Raw genomic sequence first — 21,335 nt, 5'->3', positions numbered from 1 at the left:
AGGGCCCCGAAGGGCCGGCCCCCTGATCAGCCGTCAGGCCACGAACGCATGCCGCATCTCCGTGCCCACGGGTGCGCCCGTCGCCACCAGCCGCGCGGCGCCGGCCAGCCGGACCGCGGCCTCTTCGGCGACGGCTCCGCTGACCGTGAAGGGCAGCCGTACGAAGCCCTCGAAGGCACCGTCGACACCGAATCTCGGACCGGAGGGCACTCGCACCCCTAGCCGCTCCCCCGCCTCCGCGATCCGGGAGCCGGAGAGTCCGCCCGTACGCGCCCAGAGGGTGAGGCCACCGCGGGGAACGCTGAACTCCCAGTCCGGAAGGTGCCGGTGCAGCGCCTCGACGATCGCGTCGCGGTTCTCGCGGGCCTGTTCGCGGCGGATGCCGACGGCGGCCTCCCAGCCGCCGCCCTCCAGGAGCGAGGCGATGGCGAGCTGTTCGAGCACCGGTGAGCCCAGGTCGGAGTAGGCACGGGCGGCGACCAGACTGCGGATGATGTCGGGGGCGGCACGCACCCAGCCGATCCGCATCCCGGCCCAGAACGCCTTGCTCGCCGAGCCGACCGTGATCACCGCGCTGCCGGCGGGGTCGAACGCACACACCTGACGGGGCGGTGCGATGTCCTCGTCCAGCTGGAGTTCGGTCATGGTCTCGTCGACGACGAGCAGGGTGCCGGCCGACCGGGCCGCATCGACGAGCCGCCGGCGCTGGTCCTCGGTGGCAAGGGTGCCGGTGGGGTTGTGGAAATCGGCGACGACATACGCCATACGGGGCGCGGCGTCACGCATCACCTGGCGCCAGGCGGGAATGTCCCAGCCGGCCAGCTTGTCGGCGAGCGCGACCGGAACGAGCCGGGCGCCGGCGTCCCGCATCAGCTGGAGGATATTGGCGTACGACGGGGAGTCGACGGCCACCCGCTCACCGGGGCTCGTACACAGCCGGCAGATCGCGGCCACCGCGCCCATCGCGCCCGTGGTCACCATGATCTGCTCGGGCATGGTGGGGATCCCGCGGGCGGTGTAGCGGTCGGCGAGGGCCTGGCGGAGGACGGGCAGACCGGCGGGGTAGTCGCCGTGGGTGTGGGCGTAGAGCGGAAGGTCGGCCATCGCGCCCTGGAAGGCGCGGGTGAGCCACGGCTCGGGGGCCGGGAGGGCGGCGCAGCCGAGGTCGATCATGGAGCCGGCGGCCTCCGGGGGCAGCGGTTCCAGGCCGCGGGTGGGCAGTGGGTTGCCGGCCGGGACGGCGGTCCAACTGCCCGAGCCGCGCCGGGACTCCAGGAATCCCTCGGCGCGCAGCGCTTCATAGGCGGCGGCGACGGTGGTACGGCTGACGCCGACAGCCGTGGCCAGCTCGCGCTCGGCGGGCAGGCGCGCGGCGACCGGCACCCGGCCCTCCAGCACGAGCCGGCGGACGCCGTCGGCGAGGCTGCGGTAGGCCGGCAAACGGCGTCCGGCGGCGGCGAGTTGGGCCTCGGACGGGTCCTGCGACCGGAGCAGGCGGGCGAGTTGGGGTGCACCCACCGCTGAAGTCCACTGAGCCATGAAGATCAGTCCACCTTCCCCGAATTGGCTCTACTTCGCGAGCCCGGACCTGCCACATGGTGTCATGCGTCGGTCCAATCCTGCCAGGAGGGGGAAATTCATGTCCATATCCAGGGAAACCGGACCGGGGAGAAGGCAGCCGGTGCGCCGGCTGATCCAGCTCTTCGTGGGGCTGACACTGTTCGGCGTGAGCATGGGGCTGATGCTGCGGGCCGGGCTCGGCCTGGAGCCATGGAGCGTGCTGAACCAGGGCATATCCCGCCATACGGGGCTGTCGATCGGCACGGTCACCATCGTCTCCGGTGCGCTGATCCTGCTGCTGTGGATCCCGCTGCGCCAGCGTCCCGGCCTCGGCACGGTGGCCAACGTGGTGATCCTCGGGCTGGTGATGGACGCGACGCTGGCCTGGATGCCGCAGCTGCACTCCCTGGCCGCCCGTATCCCGCTGCTGGCGGGCGCCGTCCTGCTCAACGGCGCCGCGACCGGCCTGTACATCTCCGCCGATTTCGGTCCGGGGCCGCGGGACGGGCTGATGACCGGGCTGCATCTGCGGACCGGCCGTCCGGTGCGGCTGGTGCGGACCTGCATCGAAGTGACGGTGCTGGTCACGGGCTTCCTGCTCGGCGGGTCCGTCGGGGTCGGCACGGTGGTCTACGCGCTGGCCATCGGTCCGCTGGCGCAGTTCTTCCTGCGGCGCTTCGCGCTCGCGGACCGGCCCGCGAAGCCCTCACCGGTGGTGGCCCGCGGAGGTGCTTCACCCGAGCACGCGATACTGCCGGAGTGACCCCAGCGATACGCACCCGCCACAGCTATCTCGACCACCCCGTGCCGCTCCCCTTCGCCCACCGGGGCGGGGCGGCCGAGGGCCTGGAGAACACCGCCGCCGCCTTCCGCCGTGCGGTCGGCCTCGGCTACCGCTATCTGGAAACCGATGTGCATGCCACCTCGGACGGCGAGCTCGTCGCCTTCCACGACGCGACGCTCGACCGCGTCACCGACTCCCGTGGCGCGATCGGGCAGCTCCCCTGGCGGGCGGTGCGACAGGCCCGCGTCGGCGGTCACGAGCCGCTGCCGCTGTTCGAGGAGCTGCTGGAGGAGTTCCCCGGGGCGCGCTGGAACGTCGACCTCAAGGCCGATGCCGCACTCGCCCCGCTGCTCACCCTGCTGCGCCGCACGAACGCCTGGGACCGGGTGTGCGTCGGCTCGTTCTCGGAGGCCCGGGTGGCCCGCGCCCAGCGGCTGGCCGGACGCCGGATGGCGACCTCGCTCGGCACCCGCGGGGTGGCCGGCCTGCGGCTGCGGTCGTACGGCCGCGGGGTGCTGCCGCTGGACCGGCTGCTGGGCGCGGCGGTGCGGCGCAGCGCGGTCTGCGTCCAGGTTCCCGAGCGGCAGTCCGGCCTCCCCGTCGTCGATCCGCTCTTCCTGCGCGCCGCGCACGCGCTGGGCATGCAGGTCCACGTCTGGACGGTCAATGACGCGGACCGGATGGCAGCGCTCCTGGACCTCGGCGTGGATGGCATCATGACGGACCACATCGAGACGCTGCGGACGGTGCTGACCGAGCGAGGATGCTGGGTCTGACCGGGCGGGGATGCCGGTGCGGACCGAGCGAGGATGCGGGATCCAGGGGGCGTCGCGAGCCGTACGGCAGCTGCGGACCCACCCGGTTCCGGGTCCGCCCGCCGTCGTCCGCCGCCTGAACGGGGACAGGAAGACGGGGGCGGGCATGGAGAGCACACAAGCCGTAGCCAAGGGCGCGGACGAGGGCGGGGACGAGGCGGCCGCCCGGCGCCGTGAACAACGCGGCTGGTACTGGTACGACTGGGCCAACAGCGTCTATTCGACGACCGTGCTGACCGTGTTCCTGGGGCCGTATCTGACCTCGGTGGCGAAAGCCGCGGCGGACGCGGACGGCTTTGTGCACCCCCTGGGCCTTCCGGTGCGCGCGGGCTCCTTCTATGCGTATGCGGTGTCCGCGTCGCTGCTGCTGTCGGTACTGGCGATGCCGCTCGCCGGAGCGCTGGCCGACCGGACCGGCCGGAAGAAACCGCTGCTGGGCTGGTGCGCCTACGTGGGCGCCGCCGCGACGACGGGGATGTTCTTCCTGGGCGGTGACCGCTATCTGCTGGGCGGGGCGCTGCTGATCATCGCGAATGTCGGGTTCGTGGTGTCGATGATGCTCTACAACTCCTTCCTGCCGCAGATCGCCCGGCCCGACGAACGGGACGCGGTCTCCTCCCGTGGCTGGGCGTTCGGCTACGCGGCCGGAGCGCTGGTCCTGGTCGCCAACCTGGTGCTCTACGGCGCGCACGACTCCTTCGGCCTGTCCACGGGGGCCGCGGTGCGCATCTGCCTGGCGTCGGCGGGGCTGTGGTGGGGCGCGTTCTCGGTGATTCCGCTGCGCCGGCTGCGCGACCGGGCCACGGCCGCCGCCAGGCAGCCCGCCGGGCCCGGCGCTGCCGCGCTCGGCCAGGGATGGCGGCAGCTGCGGGAGACGCTGCGCCATATGCGCCGCCATCCCCTCACCCTCTCCTTCCTCCTCGCCTACCTCGTCTACAACGACGGCGTACAGACGGTGATCACCCAGGCCTCCGTGTACGGGTCCGAGGAGCTCGGCCTGGACCAGTCGACGCTGATCGTGGCGGTCCTGCTGGTCCAGGTGCTGGCCGCGGCGGGCGCCCTGCTGATGGGACGCCTGGCCGCACGGTACGGCGCCCAGCGGACGATCCTGGGCTCCCTGGTGGCGTGGGTGCTGACGCTCGCGGCCGGCTACTTCCTGCCCGCGAAGGCGCCCGGGTGGTTCTTCGGGCTGGCCGCCGGGATCGGTCTGGTCCTGGGCGGAAGCCAGGCGCTGTCCCGTTCGCTGTTCTCCCATCTGGTGCCGCGCGGCAAAGAAGCGGAATATTTTTCCGCGTACGAGATGAGTGACCGGGGCGTGAGCTGGCTGGGGCCGCTGGTGTTCGGGGTGGCCTACCAGCTCACCGGGAGCTACCGGGATGCGATCGTGTCCCTGGTGGCGTTCTTTGTGATCGGTTTTGTCCTGTTGGCGAGAGTGCCGGTGGGACGGGCGATCGCCGCGGCGGGAAATCCCGTACCTGACCGGATTTAGCCCCAGGGCGCGCGGGGCGGTAGTGTACGCCTTTGGCTCACCAGGCGGACCGTTACTGCGCGCTTCACTCTCGATGGCGCTGGGTGACATCTGCTGCCAGATGTGACAAACCGGGCGCTGGTGGGTACAACAAGGGGCGGCACGAAGGAAGGCAGCGGCGCACAGCGCCTCCATCATGGGCGGTGGTGGGCGACGGGTGGGCGCATGTCCCGAATTTCGAATACGGGAATCTTCACCGCCGACCGGACGTTGACCGGATGACGACGACAGCGACACCTGTCCTGTGGGCGACAAGCCCGGGAGGCACGATTCATGAGTGAGCGAGCTCTCCGCGGCACGCGACTCGTGGTGACCAGCTACGAGACCGACCGCGGCATCGACCTGGCCCCGCGCCAGGCGGTGGAGTACGCATGCGAGAACGGACATCGATTCGAGATGCCGTTCTCGGTTGAGGCCGAGATTCCGCCGGAGTGGGAGTGCAAGGTATGCGGTGCACCTTCGCTTCTGGTGGATGGCGATGGCCCTGAGGAAAAGAAGGGCAAGCCCGCGCGTACGCACTGGGACATGCTCATGGAGCGGCGCACCCGCGAGGAGCTCGAGGAGGTGCTGGCCGAACGGCTGGCCGTCCTGCGCTCCGGCACCATGAACATTGCCGTGCATCCGCGTGACAGCAACCGCAAGTCCGCCTGACAACGGACCTGCGCCAAGCAGCACGAAGGGCCGGGGCCACCGCACTGTGCGGTGGCCCCGGCCCTTGCTGCGTCCGCGCCCGCACCCGGCCGGAGTGCGCATGCGCGGGGCGCCCACACGCGCCGGGCATCCGCATGCGCCGGGTGTGCCCGCACGCTCCGGGTGTCCGTCCCCCGCGCAGCGAACGCCCGCGTACGCTCAGCCGGTCAGCCGGTCAGCCGGTCAGCGGCGGGTCCTGGCGGCGCGGGGAAGAAGGCTCGTCCTCGCGGATGACCTCGCCCTGGACGACCTTGCCGTCGGGCCGGTGCATCCGGGCCTGCTGGAAGGCATTGCCGAACGTGCCCTGGGAGTAGCCCGCCCGCCGGTTCAGCAGCTTCTCGGCACGGCGCTGGATCAGCTTCCCGGTGGGCGGGAAGAGGCAGAGCAGCCCCATGGCGTCGGACACCAGCCCGGGGATCATCAGCAACAGCCCGCCGGCCATCGGGAGCGTATTGCCGCTGCCGCTCTTGCCACTGCCGGTTTTGCCGTCGCCGGGTTTGCCCGTACCCGAGGTGCCGTTGCCGGACGCGGCGGAGTTGCCGGGGGCCGCCGGGCCGCCGGTGGTCTGCAGGCTCTCGGTGAGGTTGCGCCAGGCGCGACGGCCGGCCCGCTTCACCACATAACCGCCGATGACCACTCCGGCGAGCAGCAGAAGAAAGACCGTCAGGCCGTTGGTGGCCCCGGCGACCACGGTCAGCAGCCAGATCTCCAGCACCAGCCAGGCGGCGATGCCCAAGGGGACGAAGCGGCGGGCGCGCGAGCGCTGGGGCGGGCGGGAACTCGGCGGTGGCGTGACTCCGAACGTCATGCCTCAAGTGTGCCTGGCCGCTGCCGCCCCACTCCCCGAGGGTCGCGCGGGAGGGATCATCTCCGGACGGCCCGGCGCAGCGGCCCCGGCCTCGGCGGACCCGGCGCGGCGAGCCCGTTCGTCAGCGCCCCCGTTCGTCAGCGGCCGCGGATCTTGTCCACCCGGGAGCCGAGACCCCAGGCCGTGACCCGCCACAGGGCCTCCACGACGATGTCGCGGCTCATCTTGCTGTCGCCCAGTTCCCGCTCGACGAAGGTGATCGGCACCTCGACGACGTGATAGCCGGCCTGCACGGCACGGCGGGCGAGGTCGACCTGGAAGCAGTAGCCCTGGGAGGCCACGTCGTCCAGGCCCAGCCCTTCGAGCGCCTGCGCGCGAAAGGCCCGGAAACCACCGGTGATGTCGCGCAGCGGCAGGTCCAGCACCAGCCGGGAGTACGTACTGCCCCCGCGGGAGATGAGCCGGCGGTACGTGGGCCAGTTGACGGTGCGGCCGCCGGGCACCCAGCGCGATCCGAGGACGAGATCGGCGCTCTTGAGGGCGGTGAGCAGCCGCGGCAGTTCCTCGGGCTGGTGCGAGCCGTCGGCGTCCATCTCGACCAGGACGTCGTAGCCGTGGTCGATCCCCCAGCGGAAGCCCGCGAGGTAGGCGGCGCCGAGGCCTTCCTTGCCCTTGCGGTGCAGGACGTGGACCTGCTCGTCGTCGGCGGCCAGTTCGTCGGCGAACTTGCCGGTGCCGTCAGGGCTGTTGTCGTCCGCGACGAGGACGTGTGCCGTGGGGACGGCGGACCGCACCCGCGAGACGATCGGCTTGATGTTCTCCGCCTCGTTGTACGTCGGAATGATCACCAACGTGGTGCCGAGCGGACCGTACTGCCGCTGCCCGTCTGTCACTGCTGCCCCTTCTCGTCCTTCGTTCGCCCGCGTCGGCCGGCAACTACCGCACCGGCACAGGACAGAAGCCCCACGATAGCGAGCACCCACTCGGGAGCGGCGCCGACGCGGTCGGCGAGCGTCGTTTCGTCGCGCAGCGGAATCCGCGCGGAGACCACACCCTGGGTGAACTCCGGGATCCGCTGGGTGATCTTGCCGTCCGGGGCGACCACGGCGCTGATCCCGCTGGTGGCCGCGGTGACCACGGCCCGGCCGTGTTCGACGGCGCGCAGCTTGGACATCGCCAACTGCTGCTCGGGCTGGCCGGAGCGGCCGTAGGTGGCGTTGTTGGTCTGGATGACCAGGGCACGGGCGCCCGCGTCGACGGTGTCGTGCACGATCTGGTCGTAGGCGACCTCGAAGCAGATGACGTCGCCGAGCCGGGCGGGGCCGACGTGGAGCACACCGGTGTGGTCACCGGGGTAGAAGTCGCGGGGCACCCGCTGGAAACGCGTGATGATCTTGCTGAGCTGTTCCCGGAACGGCACGTACTCGCCGAACGGCACGGGATGCTGCTTGGTGTAGGAGGCGCCCGGCCCCTTCTTCGGGTCCCAGACGATGCCCTCGTTGAAGACATAGCCCTTCTTGGAGGGGTGGTCGATCAGGGCGCCGACGAGGACGGGCACGCCGATGGCCTTCACGGCCTCGTCGATCCGGTCGTAGGCCTGCGGGTATTTGTAGGGGTCGAGGTCGGAGGAGTTCTCCGGCCAGATGACCAGGTCCGGCTTCCTGGCCCGGCCGGCCTTGACGTCGGCGGCGAGCTTTTCGGTGGCCGTGGCGTGGTTGTCGGTGATCATCATGGGGCGGCCCAGGAAGTCCATGCCGGGCTGCTGGACGTTGCCCTGGACGACAGCGATGTCAGCGGTGTCGTCGGCCTTCGTGGGAACGGGCACCACGGCACCGGCCAGGATGACCGCCGCGGCGAGCCCGAAGGCCTCCAGGGCCGGGACGGCCCGGCGCAGCGAGCCGTTGCCGCGCAGCTGCCAGAGGGTGGCGGCACATACGGCGAGCAGCGCGCCGGCCAGCGCCACGGCGAAGGTCACCAGCGGGGCACCGCCGAGCGCGGCGAGCGGGGTGAACGGCGAGCCGGTGTTGGCGAAGGCGAGCCGGCCCCACGGGAAGCCGCCGAACGGCAACCGGTCGCGGGCCCACTCCTCGGCGACCCACAGGCAGGCGGCCCACAGCGGCCCGCCCGGCAGCCGGGACGTCACGGCGAGCGCCGCGCCCAGCAGCGTCAGGAAGAGCGCTTCGGCGACCGAGAGGCCGACCACGGCGTCCCACCCGACCACATGCAGCCATTTCAGCAGGATCAGGAAGAACGGCAGCCCGAAAGCGAAGCCCGTCCAGGCGCCCTGGCGGGCGGTGCGGCCACGGGTCAGCAGCGACAGCGCGGCCACGGCGACCACGGACAGCGGCCACAGGTCGTACGGCGGGAAGGCCAGCCCGAGCGCGATGCCGAAGACGGCCGCAAGGCCGGTGCGCGGCGCCTCCCGGCGGAGCAGGGCGAACAGGCGCCGTGCCCGCCCGGGGCGCGCGGGCTCGGCGGTGGAACCCGTCCCGGCGCGCGGCACCGCGCCGTCGGGCGAGGTGTCGCTGACGGCTTCTTCGGTGGTGTCGGAACCCGATGGCACGGTCGCGGGCCTTCCTGCAGGTCGTGCGGTGGTGAGCTGACCGTACATCGGGAGGCCGGGTTTACGGATATGGGGTGCACAAAAGGCGAAAGGGCACCGAGGGAGGCCGCGGGCGGGGCCGCGATGCGGAGAGCGGGGCCGCGCGGTGCGGTGCGGATAGGGGCCCGGCGCCCTTCGGGCCGACCTGGGACCCGCTGGCTGCGGGTCGACCGAAAGCCGTTGTCTACTGAGCGTCCGGGCCCCACCCGGGTCGCACCTTCCCCCAAGCTCCCACGGAGCAGGGAGGGACCCCCATCCGGCCGAAACGCTCCGTTGTCCCGTGCCGCTGGTGCTGGACCTGGCTCCCAGTGGTGGTGCCCCAGTGGCGCACCACCCCATGGCCCAGCTGCGTTCGACGACTGCGCGGAGGTCTCCCGGTCGGACGTCCTGGTGGTGGACTCGGCCGAACCTACCGGCCGCCGACCGTCTGCTGTCAACAGGTGCTGCACCTGCGTCGTTTCGCGTCGCCCCAGGTCAGCCGCGAGCGCCCCAAGTGAGGCAAGGAGCGGCAGGCGCAGCCCGCACCGGCACCTGCCCGCGCGATGTCACTCGTTCGGCGGCCCGAAGACCGTCCGCCCGCCGACGACCGTGGTCAGGCACACCGGGAGGTCGTTGCCGGGGGTGAGATCGGGCAGGCCGGGGGTGCCGGAGCGGGGGTCGGTGGACCAGCGCTGCACCCGCTCGTCGGGGGCCTGGACGATCAGGTCGCCGGTGCGCCAGACCGCGTAGTCGGCGGGGGCGCCGGGCACCAGGACGCCCGCGTCGTCCCGGCCGATGGCGCGCCAGCCGCCGCGGGTGTGGGCGGTGAACGCGGCGCGGGCGGAGATGCCGTGGGCGCGGGTGCGGTGGAAGACGGCGGCGCGCACGGTGCCCCAGGGATCGAGCGGGGTGACCGGGCTGTCGGACCCGAGCGCGAGCGGGACACCGGCCTTGAGCAGCGCGGCGTACGGATTGAGGGTGGCGGCCCGCTCGGCGCCCAGGCGGGCGGCGTACATGCCGTCCTCGCCGCCCCATGCCGCGTCGAAGGCGGGCTGGACGGAGGCGGTCAGGGCCAGGTCGGCGAAGCCGGCGAGGGTGTGCTCGGTGAGCATTTCGGCGTGCTCGACGCGGTGCCGGGCGGCCCGGACCCGGTCGAGGCCGACCCGGTCGGCGGCGGCGCGCACCCCGGTGACGACGCTGGTCAGGGCGGCGTCACCGATGGCGTGGAAGCCCGCCTGGAGCCCGGCCTCGGTGCAGGCTGCGACATGGGCGGCGACGGCCTCGGCGTCGAGCTGGGCGGTTCCGGTGTGGCCGGCGTCGGCGTACGGGGCGTGCAGATGGGCGGTGTGGGAGCCGAGCGAGCCGTCGGCGAACAGATCGCCCGCGGCGCCGAGCGCCCCGAGTTCCCTGACCCGCTCCGCGTCCTTTGCGGATGCGATCAGCTCGGCCCAGTAGCCGATGACCCGGGGGCCGTTGCCTTCCCGGGCCAGGGCGAGCAGCCCGGTGAAGTCGTCCTCACCGGAGATGTCCGGACCGGCGCACTCGTGGACGCTGCCGATGCCGAGCGAGGCGGCGCGGGCGAGCGCCGCGGCCTGGGCCTCGGCCCGCTGGGCGGGGGTGACGGTGGCGTAAGCGGCCTTGCGCACCGCGTGATGGGCGGCGCCGGTCAGCGGGGCACCGTCGTGGAACCCCTCCCGGTCGCGGATGCCGGGGACCAGCTCCAGCAGCGCCGTGGTCACGACGGCGGAGTGCACATCGACCCGGGTGAGGTAGAGCGGGCGGCCGCCGGTGGCCTCGTCCAGCTCCGCGCGGGACGGCGGGCGCCCCTCCGGCCAGACACCGGCGTCCCAGCCGTGTCCGAGCAGAATGCGGTCCGCCGGGCGCGCGTCCGCGTAGGCGCGGATCCGGGCGAGCGCGTCGGACAGGGTGCCGACCCCGACCAGGTCGAGGCCGGTGAGCGCGAGACCGGTCGCCGTGGTGTGCACATGTGCGTCCGTGAAGGCCGGAGTGACGAGCGCACCGTCGAGCGGAATGACCTCGTCCACACCTTCGGCGAAGGAGTCGGCCGCGCCTTCCTCCCCGACCCAGGCGATGCGGTCGCCTTCCACGACCATGGCGGTGGCGAAGGGGTCCGCGGGACTGTGCACCTCACCGCCGCGCAGCAGGACGGTGCGGGGCCGGGAAGGGCGCTTCCGGGCCGGGTAGGAAAGGGGCTCGCTCATACCGGACAGTTTGGCCCCTGCGGACGGACGGGCCGCGCGCAGGGGGCGCTCGCCGGTCAGATACGCGGCGGCCGGGCCTCGTAGGGGGTGGAGAGCACGACGGTGGTGCGGGTCGACACACCGGCCAGGGTCCGGATGCGGGTGAGCAGATGCTCCAGCTCCAGCGGGGTGGCGACCCGGACCTTGAGGATGTAGTTCTCGTCACCGGCGACGCTGTGACAGGCCTCCAGCTCGGGGACCTCGGCCAGGCGGTCGGCGATGTCGTCCGGCGCGCTGGGGTCGAAGGGTTTGACCGAGATGAAGGCGGTGAGCGGCAGGCCCACGGCTTCGGGGTCCACGATGGCGGCATAGCCCCGGATGACACCGCGCTGCTCCAGGCGGCGCACCCGCTGGTGCACCGCCGAAGTGGACAGGCCGGTGGCCTTGCCCAGGTCGGTGTAGCTCATCCGCCCGTCCTTGACGAGCAGATCCACGATTTGTCGGTCCAACTCCTCCACCCGCTCAACCTACTGTGCGCGGGGGCGTGTGCGCACCGTGCGCCGGATCGTGGACACCTCCACGCCGGTTCATGTGACCAATGCCACACATGTGATCCGGTGTCGGTGGGGTGCCCGCGATTATGCGTGCGGCATGAAGGGAATTGCTGCTGGTGGCCGGGACCGCCCGTCACAGGAAGTCAGCGGTACGACCGACCCACCCGAGGGGGATGGACATCATGCGACGCCTTGAGCAGGACTCCGCTGCCGCGAACACCGGCGCCCAGGAGGGCGACAGTCCGGGCGGCCTGGGCGACGACGGTGCGGACGTCGACTCTTTCGACACCTATGAGATCTACCGCGTGACCTGCCCCGACTGCCTGCAGCCGATCGCGCTGCTGGCGGACGAGGACATGCTTCCCGAGCACGCGCTGTGCGCCTCGCCGTGGAATCCCTTCGGCCTGACGGTGTGCCAGGGCTCCGGGCGGACGGTGTCCGAGGCGGCCAGGACCGCCGACACCCTGGACGCCCAGGAGCAGGACGCGGCCGTGCTGCTGACGCTCCCGGAGAGCCTGGACTGGCGCCGCCAGCCGTTCTCGCACCTCGGCGGGCCCGGCACCCGGCCGGTCCGGGTGCCGCGGATGCGCCCGCTCAGCTGAGAGCGCCTGCCGGCCCGCAAACGGCCGGCAGGCCCGTACGCCGCCCGGTCTCACCAGTAGCGGCGCTCGATCATCGCTTCCAGGGTCCCGCGGTGCAGGATCAGCGCATCGGCGTCGGCCGGGACCGGAAGTTCCCCGAAGTGGACCTGGCGGTAGGCCACTCGCAGCATGACGATGGCGTGCCGCAGGGCCGCGTAGAGGGTGTGGAACTCCATGGCGCGGGGCCGGTGTCCGGTGAGCCGGGCGTAGCGGTCCTCGACGCGGTCACGGCGCAGGAATCCGGGCAGCCCCTGCTGGCCGCCACTCTCGGTGAGGTCCTGGAAGAAGCGGTGGAGGAACACCATCCAGCCCAGGTCGAGTTCGCGCGGGCCGAGGGCGGCCATCTCCCAGTCGAGTACGGCCGCCGGCTCGAATCCGTCGTAGACGATATTGCCGATCCGGGCGTCACCCCAGGTCAGCACGGTCTCCCCGGGGTCCGTCGGCCAGAGGTCGGCCAGCCGGGCAAAGCCTCGCTCGATCAGCGGGGAGCGGGGCCGCCCGTCAACGACCCAGCGGTAGTAGGCCCGTTGGGCCTCCACATGGCGCTGCAGCGCGTCTCCCGTTCCGGGGGTGGCGAGGAAGTCGGCCGTGCCGGAGGGGACTTGATCGTGCAGCCGGGCGAGCACCGACACACTGGCGGCCTCCAGCTGGTCGCGCTGGTCGTCGGTGGTGTCGTACAGCCAATTCCCCTCGTAGGTATAGGGCATGACGTCCGGTGGGACGCGACCGGCGGCGCGCGCCATGACGAAGAACGGCGCGCCGAGGTACGCCGGATCCTCTTCGAGCCAGAGGGTGCTGCGGGGCACGGGCAGGTCGGTGTGCGCGGCGACCAGGCGCATGGTGCGGTACTGGCGGGCCATGTCGTAGCGCGGGAAGACGGTGTACGCGGCGGGGTCGGCGGCGAGACGCAGGGCGCAGGAGCGGGGGGCGTCCTGCGGTCCGGACGGCGGGCGGGGGTGGTCGATGTCGAAGAGCAGGGTCTCGCTGGACATGCCGTTGGAGTCCGGTACGGCCGGTGAGACGGCGCGGGCGCCGGGGAGCCGGGTGCCGAGCCAGGCGGTGAGCCGGCGGGCCAGCACTTCGGGGTCGCGGGTGGTGGTGCGGGGCCGGGGCGCCGTGCTCACTGTCCGGCCTCCTGCGCGACGGAGTCATAGCCGGTGAAGCCGCTCGGGTCGTGCCGGCCGAAGCTGCCGTGCTCGAAGATGCCGTAGCCGGTCCGGCCGTCGAGAGTGAAGCGGGCGGCGTGGTCGGTGACTCCGTAGGCGGCGAGGGGATGGGCTGCCGGGTCGGAGAGGTCGTAGCTGCGGCGGTCGGTCCAGCCGCGGCCCCGCCAGGTGCCGTGCTGCCAGTCGTCGGCGCTCGCCGGAGGGTAGCCGGCGCCCACGGCGAGGGGTGAGGAGGTGAGGATTTCGGCGGTGAGGTCGAGGGGTTTGCGGGCCGGGTCGGTGAGATGGATGACGGCGCGTTCGGGGTGGCGGGTGCCGGGGCGGTAGCTGATGTCCGTGTGCGGCCAGCCGAGTTGGGCATCGCGGACGCCCTCGCGGACCATGGTGGCCTCGTTCAGGGTGCGGTGCCCGTCGGCATCCTCCTGGACGATGACCATCACGAAGCGGTCGTCGAAGCGCACCGGGCACCAGATCCAGTGGAAGCCCTCGGGCCGCAGTTCCTCGGCCGCCCGCCCGCCGTCCTCGCCGGGGATCGGGCGTACGCCCCAGCTGCGGTCGCGGGTGCCGGTCCACTCCCCCGCCGTGACGGCGAGCTCCTGGCCGGCGGCGCGGATGGTGCCGGTGCAGGTGCCGGCCTGGACGAACCGCCGGCCTTCGAGCAGCAGCCGGTCGCCGCGGTACTGGGTGTGGTGCGGCTCCCAGGTGGCGGGAAACGCCGCGGTCCAGGTCAGGTCGTACGCCAGGCCGTCCGGGTCGCCGGGGTCCGCGGCGCAGGTCAGCCGCAGACGGGCCAGCGGCTCCTCGACGGTGACGGTGAGCGGGCCGACGGTGAGCGCGAGGCGGTCATCGGTGAGCGCGTCGGAGGCCCGTACGGCGTGCAGCCGGTCGCCGAGGCGGAGGGTGGCATAGGCGTCGATGACACCGGTGTTGGGATAGACGCCGAGGCCGGCGATCAGCAGGGCGCGCCCGGAGTGGTCCATGACGTGGAAGATGCACCGGTCGTAGGCGTTGCGGTCGCCGGTGGCGACATGCCGCATGGACAGCGGGACCTGGTGGATGGGGTACTCGTCGAGCGCGATCGGGCGGTCGGGCACGGTCTCCTCCTGGGCGCGCGATCGGCGGGGCGCTGCCCGGTTCGGGTCGGCACAGCGGGAGTTGACGGTACGTCAGCTCCGGAAGGACGACCAGACCGCGGGAGAGGGCGACACCCCTGCATCCGACTGCGGACGGCCCCGGAGCGCCCCAGGACGGCGCGCCCGCCGGGAGCTGTGGCTGAAATACGAGGGTGGAATCGGACCGGCTCCCACCAGGACCGGGCGGTGGCTGCCGGGGTGGCCGCGGCGGTGACGGCCGGCGCCGGCACCGTGGTCGCCGGCGTCCGGCGGCCACACCCGGGGCAGCGGACGGACGCGGGCGAGGAGTGCGCGGAGCGGCCGAGCGCGGCGGGCGGGGCGGGCGGGGCGGGCCCGGCAGGCGGACCCGCCCCGGAGACGCTTGAACCCGCCTCCGCCCTGCTCTGCCCCGCCCCGCCTCCGCTCAGCGCGTCTCGGGGCCCGCGAGATGGCGGGCGATGACCATCCGCTGGATCTGGTTGGTGCCCTCGACGATCTGCAGGACCTTGGCCTCGCGCATATAGCGCTCGGCCGGGAAGTCGAGGGTGTAGCCGTAGCCGCCGAGGAGCTGGACGGCGTCGGTGGTCACCCGCATCGCGGTGTCCGTGCAGAACAGCTTGGCCATCGCCGCCTCCTTGGAGAACGGCAGACCGGCGTCGCGCAGCCGGGCGGCGGTGAGATAGAGGGCGCGGCCGGCCTCGATCTGGGTGGCCATGTCGGCGAGCATGAAGCGCAGGCCCTGGAAGTCGACGATCGGGCGGCCGAATTGCTGCCGCTCGGCGGTGTAGGCGAGCGCTTCGTCCAGCGCGGCCTGGGCGACACCGACGGCACAGGCCGCGATGCCCAGGCGCCCGGAGTCCAGGGCGGACAGGGCGATGGCGAAGCCCTGCCCCTCGTCCCCGAGGCGGCGGGAGTCGGGGATACGGACGTCGTCGAAGTGCAGCTGGGCCGTCGGGGAGCCCTTCATGCCCATCTTGCGCTCGGGCGCCGCGGCGCTGAGGCCTTCGGCGTCGCCGGGCACGAGGAAGGCCGTGATGCCGTGGGCGCCGCTGCCGCCCGTGCGGGCCAGCACGGTGTAGAAGTCGGCCACGCCACCGTGGGTGGTCCAGGCCTTGGTGCCCTCCAGCCGCCAGGTGTCGCCCTCCCGGGTCGCCCGGGTGGTCAGGGAAGCGGCATCGGAGCCCGAGGAGGGCTCGGAGAGGCAGTACGCGCCGACGAGTCCGCCGCCGAGCATGTCCGGCAGGTGTTCGGCGCGCTGCTCCTTGGTGCCGTATCCGGCGAGCGCGTGGCAGGCGAGGGTGTGCACGCTGACGCCGAGGCCGACGGTGAGCCGGGCGGCGGCGAGCTCTTCCAGGACCTGGAGGTAGACCTCGTAGGGCTGGCCGCCACCGCCGAATTCCTCGTCGTAGGCCAGCGAGAGCAGTCCGGATCGCGACAGGAGGGTGAAGGTCTCGCGCGGGAAGTGACCGGCGTCCTCCTCCTCGGCGGCCGTTGGCCTGATCTCGCGGTCGGCAAGCTCGCGTACGAGGGTCAACAGGTCGCGGGCTTCCTCCGTGGGCAGCCTGCGATCCACCGGCCGGGGGCCGTACTCGGTCATGGCGGCGCTCTCCTCCCTGTCGGGCGCTGCGGCGACACACGCGGGGTGGGCGGCGGCGCCGGTTTCGTCGTACCAGGCCGATGATCGCGTTCCGGGTTGCGGAAGGCGATGACCTGCGGCGGTGGCGCTAGGAGTATGCCCGATCGGCGGCCTCGCGTCACGGGTTGATCATCACGGACTGCAGGAATGGGCCCCGCACCGTTCGGTCACCGTATTGGTCCGAACCATTGACGCACTGGTCTAGTCCTTCTACCTTCTCCCCCAACGCTCCACGCGTTCATGCCAATTCGGACGCAGGTCAGGCTCCACCCCTCGCCCCCCTCCGAGGAGACAGCATGCTCAGACCGCACCGGATGCGCTCACCGCGCACAGTGATCGCCGCCGCCACCGCGCTGTGTACAGCGGCGCTGGCCGGCACCCTGCTCGCCGGACCGGCCGCCGCCGACCCGGCCGGCACCCCCGCCGCACACCACCCCTCCGCGGCCGCCGCGCCCGCCCTGAAGCCCGCAGCGGCGGGCAGCAAGGTCGTCGGATACTTCACCAACTGGGGTGTCTACGACCGCAATTACCACGTCAAGAACATCGAGACCTCGGGCTCGGCTGCCAAGCTGACCCACATCAACTACGCCTTCGGCAACGTCCAGGGCGGCAGGTGCGCCATCGGCGACTCCTACGCCGACTACGACAAGGCCTACACCGCCGACCAGAGCGTCGACGGCAAGGCGGACACCTGGGACAACGGCGCGCTGCGCGGCAACTTCAACCAGCTGCGCAAGCTCAAGAAACTGCACCCGGGCCTCAAGGTGATCTGGTCGTTCGGCGGCTGGACCTGGTCGGGCGGCTTCGGTGAGGCCGCCAAGAACCCCGACGCGTTCGCCCGGTCCTGCCTCGACCTGGTCGAGGACAAGCGCTGGGCGGATGTCTTCGACGGCATCGACATCGACTGGGAGTACCCCAACGCCTGCGGCCTGACCTGCGACACCAGCGGCCGGGACGCCTTCACCAAGGTGATGCGGGCCCTGCGGTCTGCGTTCGGCCAGAGCAATCTGGTGACCGCGGCGATCACCGCGGACGCCTCGGCCGGCGGCAAGATCGACGCGGCCGACTACGCCGGCGCGGCGCAGTACGTCGACTGGTACAACCCGATGACGTACGACTACTTCGGGGCCTGGGACGCCAAGGGCCCGACGGCGCCGCACTCCCCGCTCACGTCGTACAGCGGCATCCCGAAGGCAGGCTTCAACAGCACCGACACCATCGCCAAGCTCAAGGGCCTCGGTGTCCCGGCGGGCAAGCTGCTGCTGGGGATCGGCTTCTACGGCCGTGGCTGGTCGGGCGTCACCCAGGATGCGCCGGGCGGCAGCGCGACCGGTGCGGCACCGGGCAAGTACGAGGCCGGCATCGACGACTACAAGGTGCTCAAGGGCCGCTGCCCGGCCACCGGCAAGGTCGGCGGCACCGCCTACGCCAAGTGCGGCGACCAGTGGTGGAGCTATGACACCCCGGAGACCATCGGCACGAAGATGGCCTACAAGGACGCGCAGGGCCTGGGCGGCACGTTCTTCTGGGAGCTGAGCGGCGACACCGCGAGCGGTGAGCTGATCAAGGCGATCAGGTAGCCGGCAGGAGCGGAACCGGGCGGGCGGGAGGCGGCGGCCTCCCGCCCGCCTGCCTGCCCGTCGTACGTCAGCGGCCGTGCCGGTGGCGCCCGCGCCCGTCACCGGCACGGTAGTGCTCTCCGATGACGGCTGCGCGCACGGTGACCACGGTGTCCGCTGTGCATGTGGTGACCGTGGTGACGCCCGTGGGTGACCCGGCGCGCCCGCGGGGTTTACGCTCCCGCCCGGTACGAGCACCATCGGCCGTAAGGGACGAGCCGCAGGTGAAGAGGTGACGCGTGGTCAACCCCTGGCTGGCGATGGAGACCGGTGCCGATTTGGTGGAGCGCACCCGCACGGTGCGCCGGGCCCATGCGGCCTTCCTCAGCGACGGGACCGTTGCGCCGCCGGTCCGGCAGGTGGTCGCCGACTCCTGGCGCCGCTCCGCCGAAGCCCGGGCCGCGGCGGACGGCGCCGCGCCCATCGATCTGGACGAGGCCACCCTGGACGCCTACCGGGACGGGCATCCGCTGGCCCGCGCGATGCCCGTCTTCCGGGAGCTGCTGGGCAGCTTCGCGCAGGACGGCGCGCATCTGCTGGCCGTCTGCGATCCGCAGGGACGGCTGCTGTGGGTGGAAGGGCACCGCGGGGTGCGGCGCAGCGCCGAGCGGATGAACTTCGTGGCCGGCGCCCGCTGGGACGAACGGCACGCCGGCACCAATGCCCCGGGCACCGCGCTCGCCGCCGATCACGCCGTACAGATCTTCGCCGCCGAGCACTACAACAGGCAGGTGCAGCGCTGGACCTGTGCCGCCGCCCCGCTGCACGACCCACGGACCGGGCGGCTGCTGGGCGCCGTCGACATCACCGGCGGCGACCATCTGGCGAGCCCCCACAGCCTGGCTCTCGTCCAGGCCACCGCACGCGCCGCGGAAGCCCATCTTGCCTGCGATACATCCGAGTTGGGCGTCTGCCTGTCAGCGCTCGGCCGGGACGAGGCGCTGCTGGTGGTGGACGGGCAGCGGCTGCGGCTCGGCCGGCGGCACAGCGAGATCATGATGCTGCTGGCCCGGCACCCCCACGGGCTGACGGGTGATCAGCTCTCGGTGCTGCTGTACGGCGAGCGCGAGATGCGCCCGGTGACACTGCGGGCCGAGCTGTCCCGGCTGCGCCATCTCGTCGGCACGCTGCTGCATTCGCGTCCATACCGGCTGAGCAGGCCCGTCGAGACCGATCTGTTCGCCGTCGGGGAGGCCTTGGACGCCGGCGAGGTGCGCTCCGCGCTGGGCGCGTACCGCGGCCCGCTGCTGCCGCTGTCGGAGGCGCCCGGTGTGCAGCGGCTGCGCGGTGCGCTGGAGGACCGGCTCCGGCGTACGCTGCTCGCCACCCGGGAGCCCGCGCTGCTGCGCGAGTGGTCGCGCACCCCCTGGGGCGAGGACGACCTGGAGGTCTGGGAAGCCCTGGTGGACACCCTCCCGGAACACTCCCCGGCCCGCAGCGCACCGATGGCGACCGCGGACCGGCTGCGCGCGGCGTACGGCCTGACGACCGGTGCCGCTCCCCGTGCCGTGCCCGCGCCCGCCGCCGAGCGCGTCGCAACGTTCACGCAACCTCCCCCGCCATAGCCTGCGCACAACGCCCGTCACACGGGAGTGGCGGGCACCGCGCCGAGAGCGATTGGGAGGCCGCACCATGGCCCGTTACGCCAGCCCGGGTTCCGCCGATGCCGTCATGAGCTACCTGCCCCGCTATGACCACTGGATCGGCGGCGAGTTCGTGGCGCCCGCACTGGGCCGGTACTTCGAGAACCCGACGCCGGTCAACGGTCAGCCGTTCACCGAGGTGGCGCGGGGCACCGCCGAGGACGTCGAGCGGGCCCTGGACGCGGCGCACGCGGCCGCGCCCGGCTGGGCCCGTACGGCCGCCGCCGAACGCGCCGGCGTGCTCAACAAGATCGCCGACCGGATGGAACAGAACCTTCAGGCTCTGGCGGTCGCGGAGAGCTGGGAGAACGGCAAACCCGTACGGGAGACGCTGGCGGCCGACATCCCGCTCGCCATCGACCACTTCCGCTACTTCGCGGGCGCCATCCGCGCCCAGGAAGGCTCCCTGTCGGAGATCGACGAGGACACCGTCGCGTACCACTTCCACGAGCCGCTCGGGGTCGTCGCCCAGATCATCCCCTGGAACTTCCCCATCCTGATGGCGACCTGGAAACTCGCCCCGGCGCTGGCCGCGGGCAACGCCGTGGTCCTCAAGCCGGCCGAACAGACCCCCGCGTCCGTGCACTACTGGATGAGCCTGGTCGCGGATCTGCTGCCGCCCGGCGTGGTCAACATCGTCAACGGCTTCGGCGCCGAAGCCGGCAAGCCGCTGGCGTCCAGCCCCCGGGTCGCCAAGGTCGCCTTCACCGGGGAGACCACCACCGGCCGTCTGATCATGCAGTACGCGTCCGAGCACCTGCGGCCGGTGACCCTCGAACTGGGCGGCAAGAGCCCCAACATCTTCTTCGACGATGTCTCGTCCGCGGTGGACGACTTCCACGACAAGGCGCTGGAGGGCTTCACCATGTTCGCCCTCAACCAGGGCGAGGTGTGCACCTGCCCGTCCAGGGCGCTGATCCAGCGCGGCCACTACCAGGACTTCCTGGAAGCCGGTGTGGCACGCACGGAGAAGATCGTCCAGGGCCACCCGCTGGACACCGACACCATGATCGGCGCACAGGCCTCCAACGACCAGCTGGAGAAGATCCTCTCCTACCTGGACATCGGCCAGAAGGAGGGCGCCCGCGTCCTGACCGGCGGCTCCCGCGCCGAGCTCGGCGGCGAACTGGAGGGCGGCTACTACGTCCGCCCGACGATCTTCGAGGGCAACAACGAGATGCGGGTCTTCCAGGAGGAGATCTTCGGCCCGGTGGTCGCCGTGGCCCCGTTCAGCGACTTCGACGACGCGATCGGCATCGCCAACGACACGCTCTACGGCCTCGGCGCCGGCGTCTGGACCCGCGACGGCTCCACCGCCTACCGAGCGGGCCGCGCCATCCAGGCCGGCCGGGTATGGACCAACTGCTACCACGCCTACCCGGCCCACGCCGCCTTCGGCGGCTACAAGCAGTCCGGGATCGGCAGGGAGAACCACAAGATGATGCTGGATCACTACCAGCAGACGAAGAACATTCTTTGTTCATACAGCCCGAAGAAACTTGGGTTCTTCTAGAGCCTCAAGTCGGCTGCCTGGAGGCGCCGTTACACTCCAGGCAGCCCGACACCGGAGTCACTCCAGGTAAGCAACAGGCTGCCTCAAGTCGATGGTCGACCTACACGAGGACTGCCCCCGGACCAGTCACGGACCAGACTCCCGCCCGGGGTGAGGCAGGCGACAACCCTCTGGCACGTGTGGTGCCACGACGTAGCGGGACCGCTCAGGCTCTGCAGCGCGCTCCGCAGTCGTGGGCACAGGCTTCGCGCCCGACCGCTTTCATCGCAGGCCCCCATGACCATCGTGCTGGCGGCCCTGCGCCTGGCCTGGTCAACTCACCCCAGAGTGGCTTCGTTCGCGTTCAGTAGCAGCGTTTGTCCACCGGTTTGGGAGGCGACGGAGGGTCGGAGCCTCCGCAGATGTTCACGAGAAATGACGTCGCTCTTGGCCGAGGAGTCTCAACCGTGCCTGGTTGAGTGACGGGCAACCGATGATGCGTTGT

At 72.0% G+C, this 21,335-nt stretch carries 17 protein-coding genes; 8 read left to right on the top strand and 9 right to left on the bottom strand.

Annotation, left to right across the window (positions count from 1 at the left end; all coding sequences use genetic code 11):
• Nucleotides 1-33 precede the first annotated feature (33 nt).
• Nucleotides 34-1,539 (bottom strand): PLP-dependent aminotransferase family protein, encoded by a 1,506-nt coding sequence (locus tag D9V36_RS38030; protein ID WP_129297772.1) that lies wholly within the window; start codon nt 1,537-1,539, stop codon nt 34-36.
• 100 nt (nt 1,540-1,639) lie between these two features.
• Here D9V36_RS38030 and D9V36_RS38025 point away from each other — a divergent pair, with 100 nt between their 5' ends.
• From D9V36_RS38025 to D9V36_RS38010, 4 genes are all read left to right on the top strand, one after another.
• Nucleotides 1,640-2,323 carry a YczE/YyaS/YitT family protein gene (locus D9V36_RS38025; RefSeq protein ID WP_241721203.1) on the top strand — a complete coding sequence of 228 codons (684 nt, stop codon included), beginning with the start codon at nt 1,640-1,642 and terminating at the stop codon, nt 2,321-2,323.
• The gene (locus tag D9V36_RS38020; RefSeq protein WP_206739779.1) at nt 2,320-3,120 is read left to right on the top strand and encodes a glycerophosphodiester phosphodiesterase family protein; all 801 of its coding nucleotides are present in this window, start codon (nt 2,320-2,322) and stop codon (nt 3,118-3,120) included. Before D9V36_RS38025 ends, D9V36_RS38020 begins: the two co-directional genes overlap by 4 nt.
• Before the next feature lie 145 nt (nt 3,121-3,265).
• Nucleotides 3,266-4,648: an MFS transporter gene (locus D9V36_RS38015; RefSeq protein ID WP_129297771.1), complete on the top strand. Its 1,383-nt coding sequence runs from the start codon at nt 3,266-3,268 to the stop codon at nt 4,646-4,648.
• A gap of 312 nt (nt 4,649-4,960) precedes the next feature.
• Nucleotides 4,961-5,338, top strand: coding sequence for an RNA polymerase-binding protein RbpA (locus D9V36_RS38010; protein WP_030080286.1), 378 nt, complete (start codon nt 4,961-4,963; stop codon nt 5,336-5,338).
• A 214-nt stretch (nt 5,339-5,552) separates the two neighbouring features.
• On the opposite strand, the gene fxsA is transcribed toward D9V36_RS38010, so the two are convergent.
• From fxsA to D9V36_RS37985, 5 genes are all read right to left on the bottom strand, one after another.
• Nucleotides 5,553-6,185 (bottom strand): FxsA family membrane protein, encoded by a 633-nt coding sequence (gene fxsA / locus D9V36_RS38005; RefSeq protein ID WP_129297770.1) that lies wholly within the window; start codon nt 6,183-6,185, stop codon nt 5,553-5,555.
• A 137-nt stretch (nt 6,186-6,322) separates the two neighbouring features.
• Nucleotides 6,323-7,078, bottom strand: coding sequence for a polyprenol monophosphomannose synthase (locus tag D9V36_RS38000; RefSeq protein WP_129297769.1), 756 nt, complete (start codon nt 7,076-7,078; stop codon nt 6,323-6,325).
• Nucleotides 7,075-8,748 (bottom strand): apolipoprotein N-acyltransferase, encoded by a 1,674-nt coding sequence (gene lnt / locus D9V36_RS37995; protein ID WP_129297768.1) that lies wholly within the window; start codon nt 8,746-8,748, stop codon nt 7,075-7,077. The genes D9V36_RS38000 and lnt overlap by 4 nt, the downstream gene beginning before the upstream one ends.
• Nucleotides 8,749-9,332: 584 nt before the next feature.
• Entirely contained in the window at nt 9,333-10,988 is a 1,656-nt protein-coding gene (locus D9V36_RS37990) for an amidohydrolase (protein WP_129297767.1), read from the bottom strand.
• 56 nt (nt 10,989-11,044) lie between these two features.
• Nucleotides 11,045-11,485 carry an Lrp/AsnC family transcriptional regulator gene (locus D9V36_RS37985; protein WP_026170119.1) on the bottom strand — a complete coding sequence of 147 codons (441 nt, stop codon included), beginning with the start codon at nt 11,483-11,485 and terminating at the stop codon, nt 11,045-11,047.
• Nucleotides 11,486-11,694: 209 nt separating this feature from the next.
• On the opposite strand from D9V36_RS37985, the gene D9V36_RS37980 reads away from it, so the two are divergent.
• Nucleotides 11,695-12,123: a hypothetical protein gene (locus D9V36_RS37980; protein ID WP_129297766.1), complete on the top strand. Its 429-nt coding sequence runs from the start codon at nt 11,695-11,697 to the stop codon at nt 12,121-12,123.
• Nucleotides 12,124-12,173: 50 nt separating this feature from the next.
• On the opposite strand, the gene D9V36_RS37975 is transcribed toward D9V36_RS37980, so the two are convergent.
• The 3 genes from D9V36_RS37975 to D9V36_RS37965 all read right to left on the bottom strand — a co-directional run bounded on the left by D9V36_RS37975 (nt 12,174) and on the right by D9V36_RS37965 (nt 16,037).
• Nucleotides 12,174-13,286: a phosphotransferase family protein gene (locus D9V36_RS37975; RefSeq protein ID WP_129297765.1), complete on the bottom strand. Its 1,113-nt coding sequence runs from the start codon at nt 13,284-13,286 to the stop codon at nt 12,174-12,176.
• Nucleotides 13,283-14,422 (bottom strand): hypothetical protein, encoded by a 1,140-nt coding sequence (locus D9V36_RS37970; protein WP_129297764.1) that lies wholly within the window; start codon nt 14,420-14,422, stop codon nt 13,283-13,285. Before D9V36_RS37970 ends, D9V36_RS37975 begins: the two co-directional genes overlap by 4 nt.
• Before the next feature lie 442 nt (nt 14,423-14,864).
• The gene (locus tag D9V36_RS37965) at nt 14,865-16,037 is read right to left on the bottom strand and encodes an acyl-CoA dehydrogenase family protein (RefSeq protein ID WP_129297763.1); all 1,173 of its coding nucleotides are present in this window, start codon (nt 16,035-16,037) and stop codon (nt 14,865-14,867) included.
• A 335-nt stretch (nt 16,038-16,372) separates the two neighbouring features.
• On the opposite strand from D9V36_RS37965, the gene D9V36_RS37960 reads away from it, so the two are divergent.
• The 3 genes from D9V36_RS37960 (at nt 16,373) to adh (ending at nt 20,851) form a co-directional block, all read left to right on the top strand.
• Nucleotides 16,373-17,656: a glycoside hydrolase family 18 protein gene (locus D9V36_RS37960; protein WP_129297762.1), complete on the top strand. Its 1,284-nt coding sequence runs from the start codon at nt 16,373-16,375 to the stop codon at nt 17,654-17,656.
• 278 nt (nt 17,657-17,934) lie between these two features.
• Nucleotides 17,935-19,260, top strand: coding sequence for a GAF domain-containing protein (locus tag D9V36_RS37955; protein ID WP_129297761.1), 1,326 nt, complete (start codon nt 17,935-17,937; stop codon nt 19,258-19,260).
• Nucleotides 19,261-19,327: 67 nt separating this feature from the next.
• Complete coding sequence (adh, locus tag D9V36_RS37950) at nt 19,328-20,851, top strand: aldehyde dehydrogenase (protein WP_129297760.1); 1,524 nt, start codon at nt 19,328-19,330, stop codon at nt 20,849-20,851.
• Nucleotides 20,852-21,335: the final 484 nt, after the last annotated feature.

Source organism: Streptomyces lydicus (assembly GCF_004125265.1).
GTDB classification, from domain to species: Bacteria; Actinomycetota; Actinomycetes; order Streptomycetales; family Streptomycetaceae; genus Streptomyces; species Streptomyces lydicus_C.
Note: the sequence above shows the minus strand (reverse complement) of the source record. Positions and strands in the feature narration are given on the sequence as shown.

What these genes read in the sequence shown, in the direction of transcription:
- D9V36_RS38030 (WP_129297772.1), bottom strand. Translation starts at nt 1,539, where the DNA reads ATGGCTCAGTGGACTTCAGCGGTGGGTGCACCCCAACTCGCCCGCCTG.
- D9V36_RS38025 (WP_241721203.1), top strand. Translation starts at nt 1,640, where the DNA reads ATGTCCATATCCAGGGAAACCGGACCGGGGAGAAGGCAGCCGGTGCGC.
- D9V36_RS38015 (WP_129297771.1), top strand. Translation starts at nt 3,266, where the DNA reads ATGGAGAGCACACAAGCCGTAGCCAAGGGCGCGGACGAGGGCGGGGAC.
- D9V36_RS38010 (WP_030080286.1), top strand. Translation starts at nt 4,961, where the DNA reads ATGAGTGAGCGAGCTCTCCGCGGCACGCGACTCGTGGTGACCAGCTAC.
- fxsA (WP_129297770.1), bottom strand. Translation starts at nt 6,185, where the DNA reads ATGACGTTCGGAGTCACGCCACCGCCGAGTTCCCGCCCGCCCCAGCGC.
- D9V36_RS37990 (WP_129297767.1), bottom strand. Translation starts at nt 10,988, where the DNA reads ATGAGCGAGCCCCTTTCCTACCCGGCCCGGAAGCGCCCTTCCCGGCCC.
- D9V36_RS37980 (WP_129297766.1), top strand. Translation starts at nt 11,695, where the DNA reads ATGGACATCATGCGACGCCTTGAGCAGGACTCCGCTGCCGCGAACACC.
- D9V36_RS37965 (WP_129297763.1), bottom strand. Translation starts at nt 16,037, where the DNA reads ATGACCGAGTACGGCCCCCGGCCGGTGGATCGCAGGCTGCCCACGGAG.
- D9V36_RS37960 (WP_129297762.1), top strand. Translation starts at nt 16,373, where the DNA reads ATGCTCAGACCGCACCGGATGCGCTCACCGCGCACAGTGATCGCCGCC.
- adh (WP_129297760.1), top strand. Translation starts at nt 19,328, where the DNA reads ATGGCCCGTTACGCCAGCCCGGGTTCCGCCGATGCCGTCATGAGCTAC.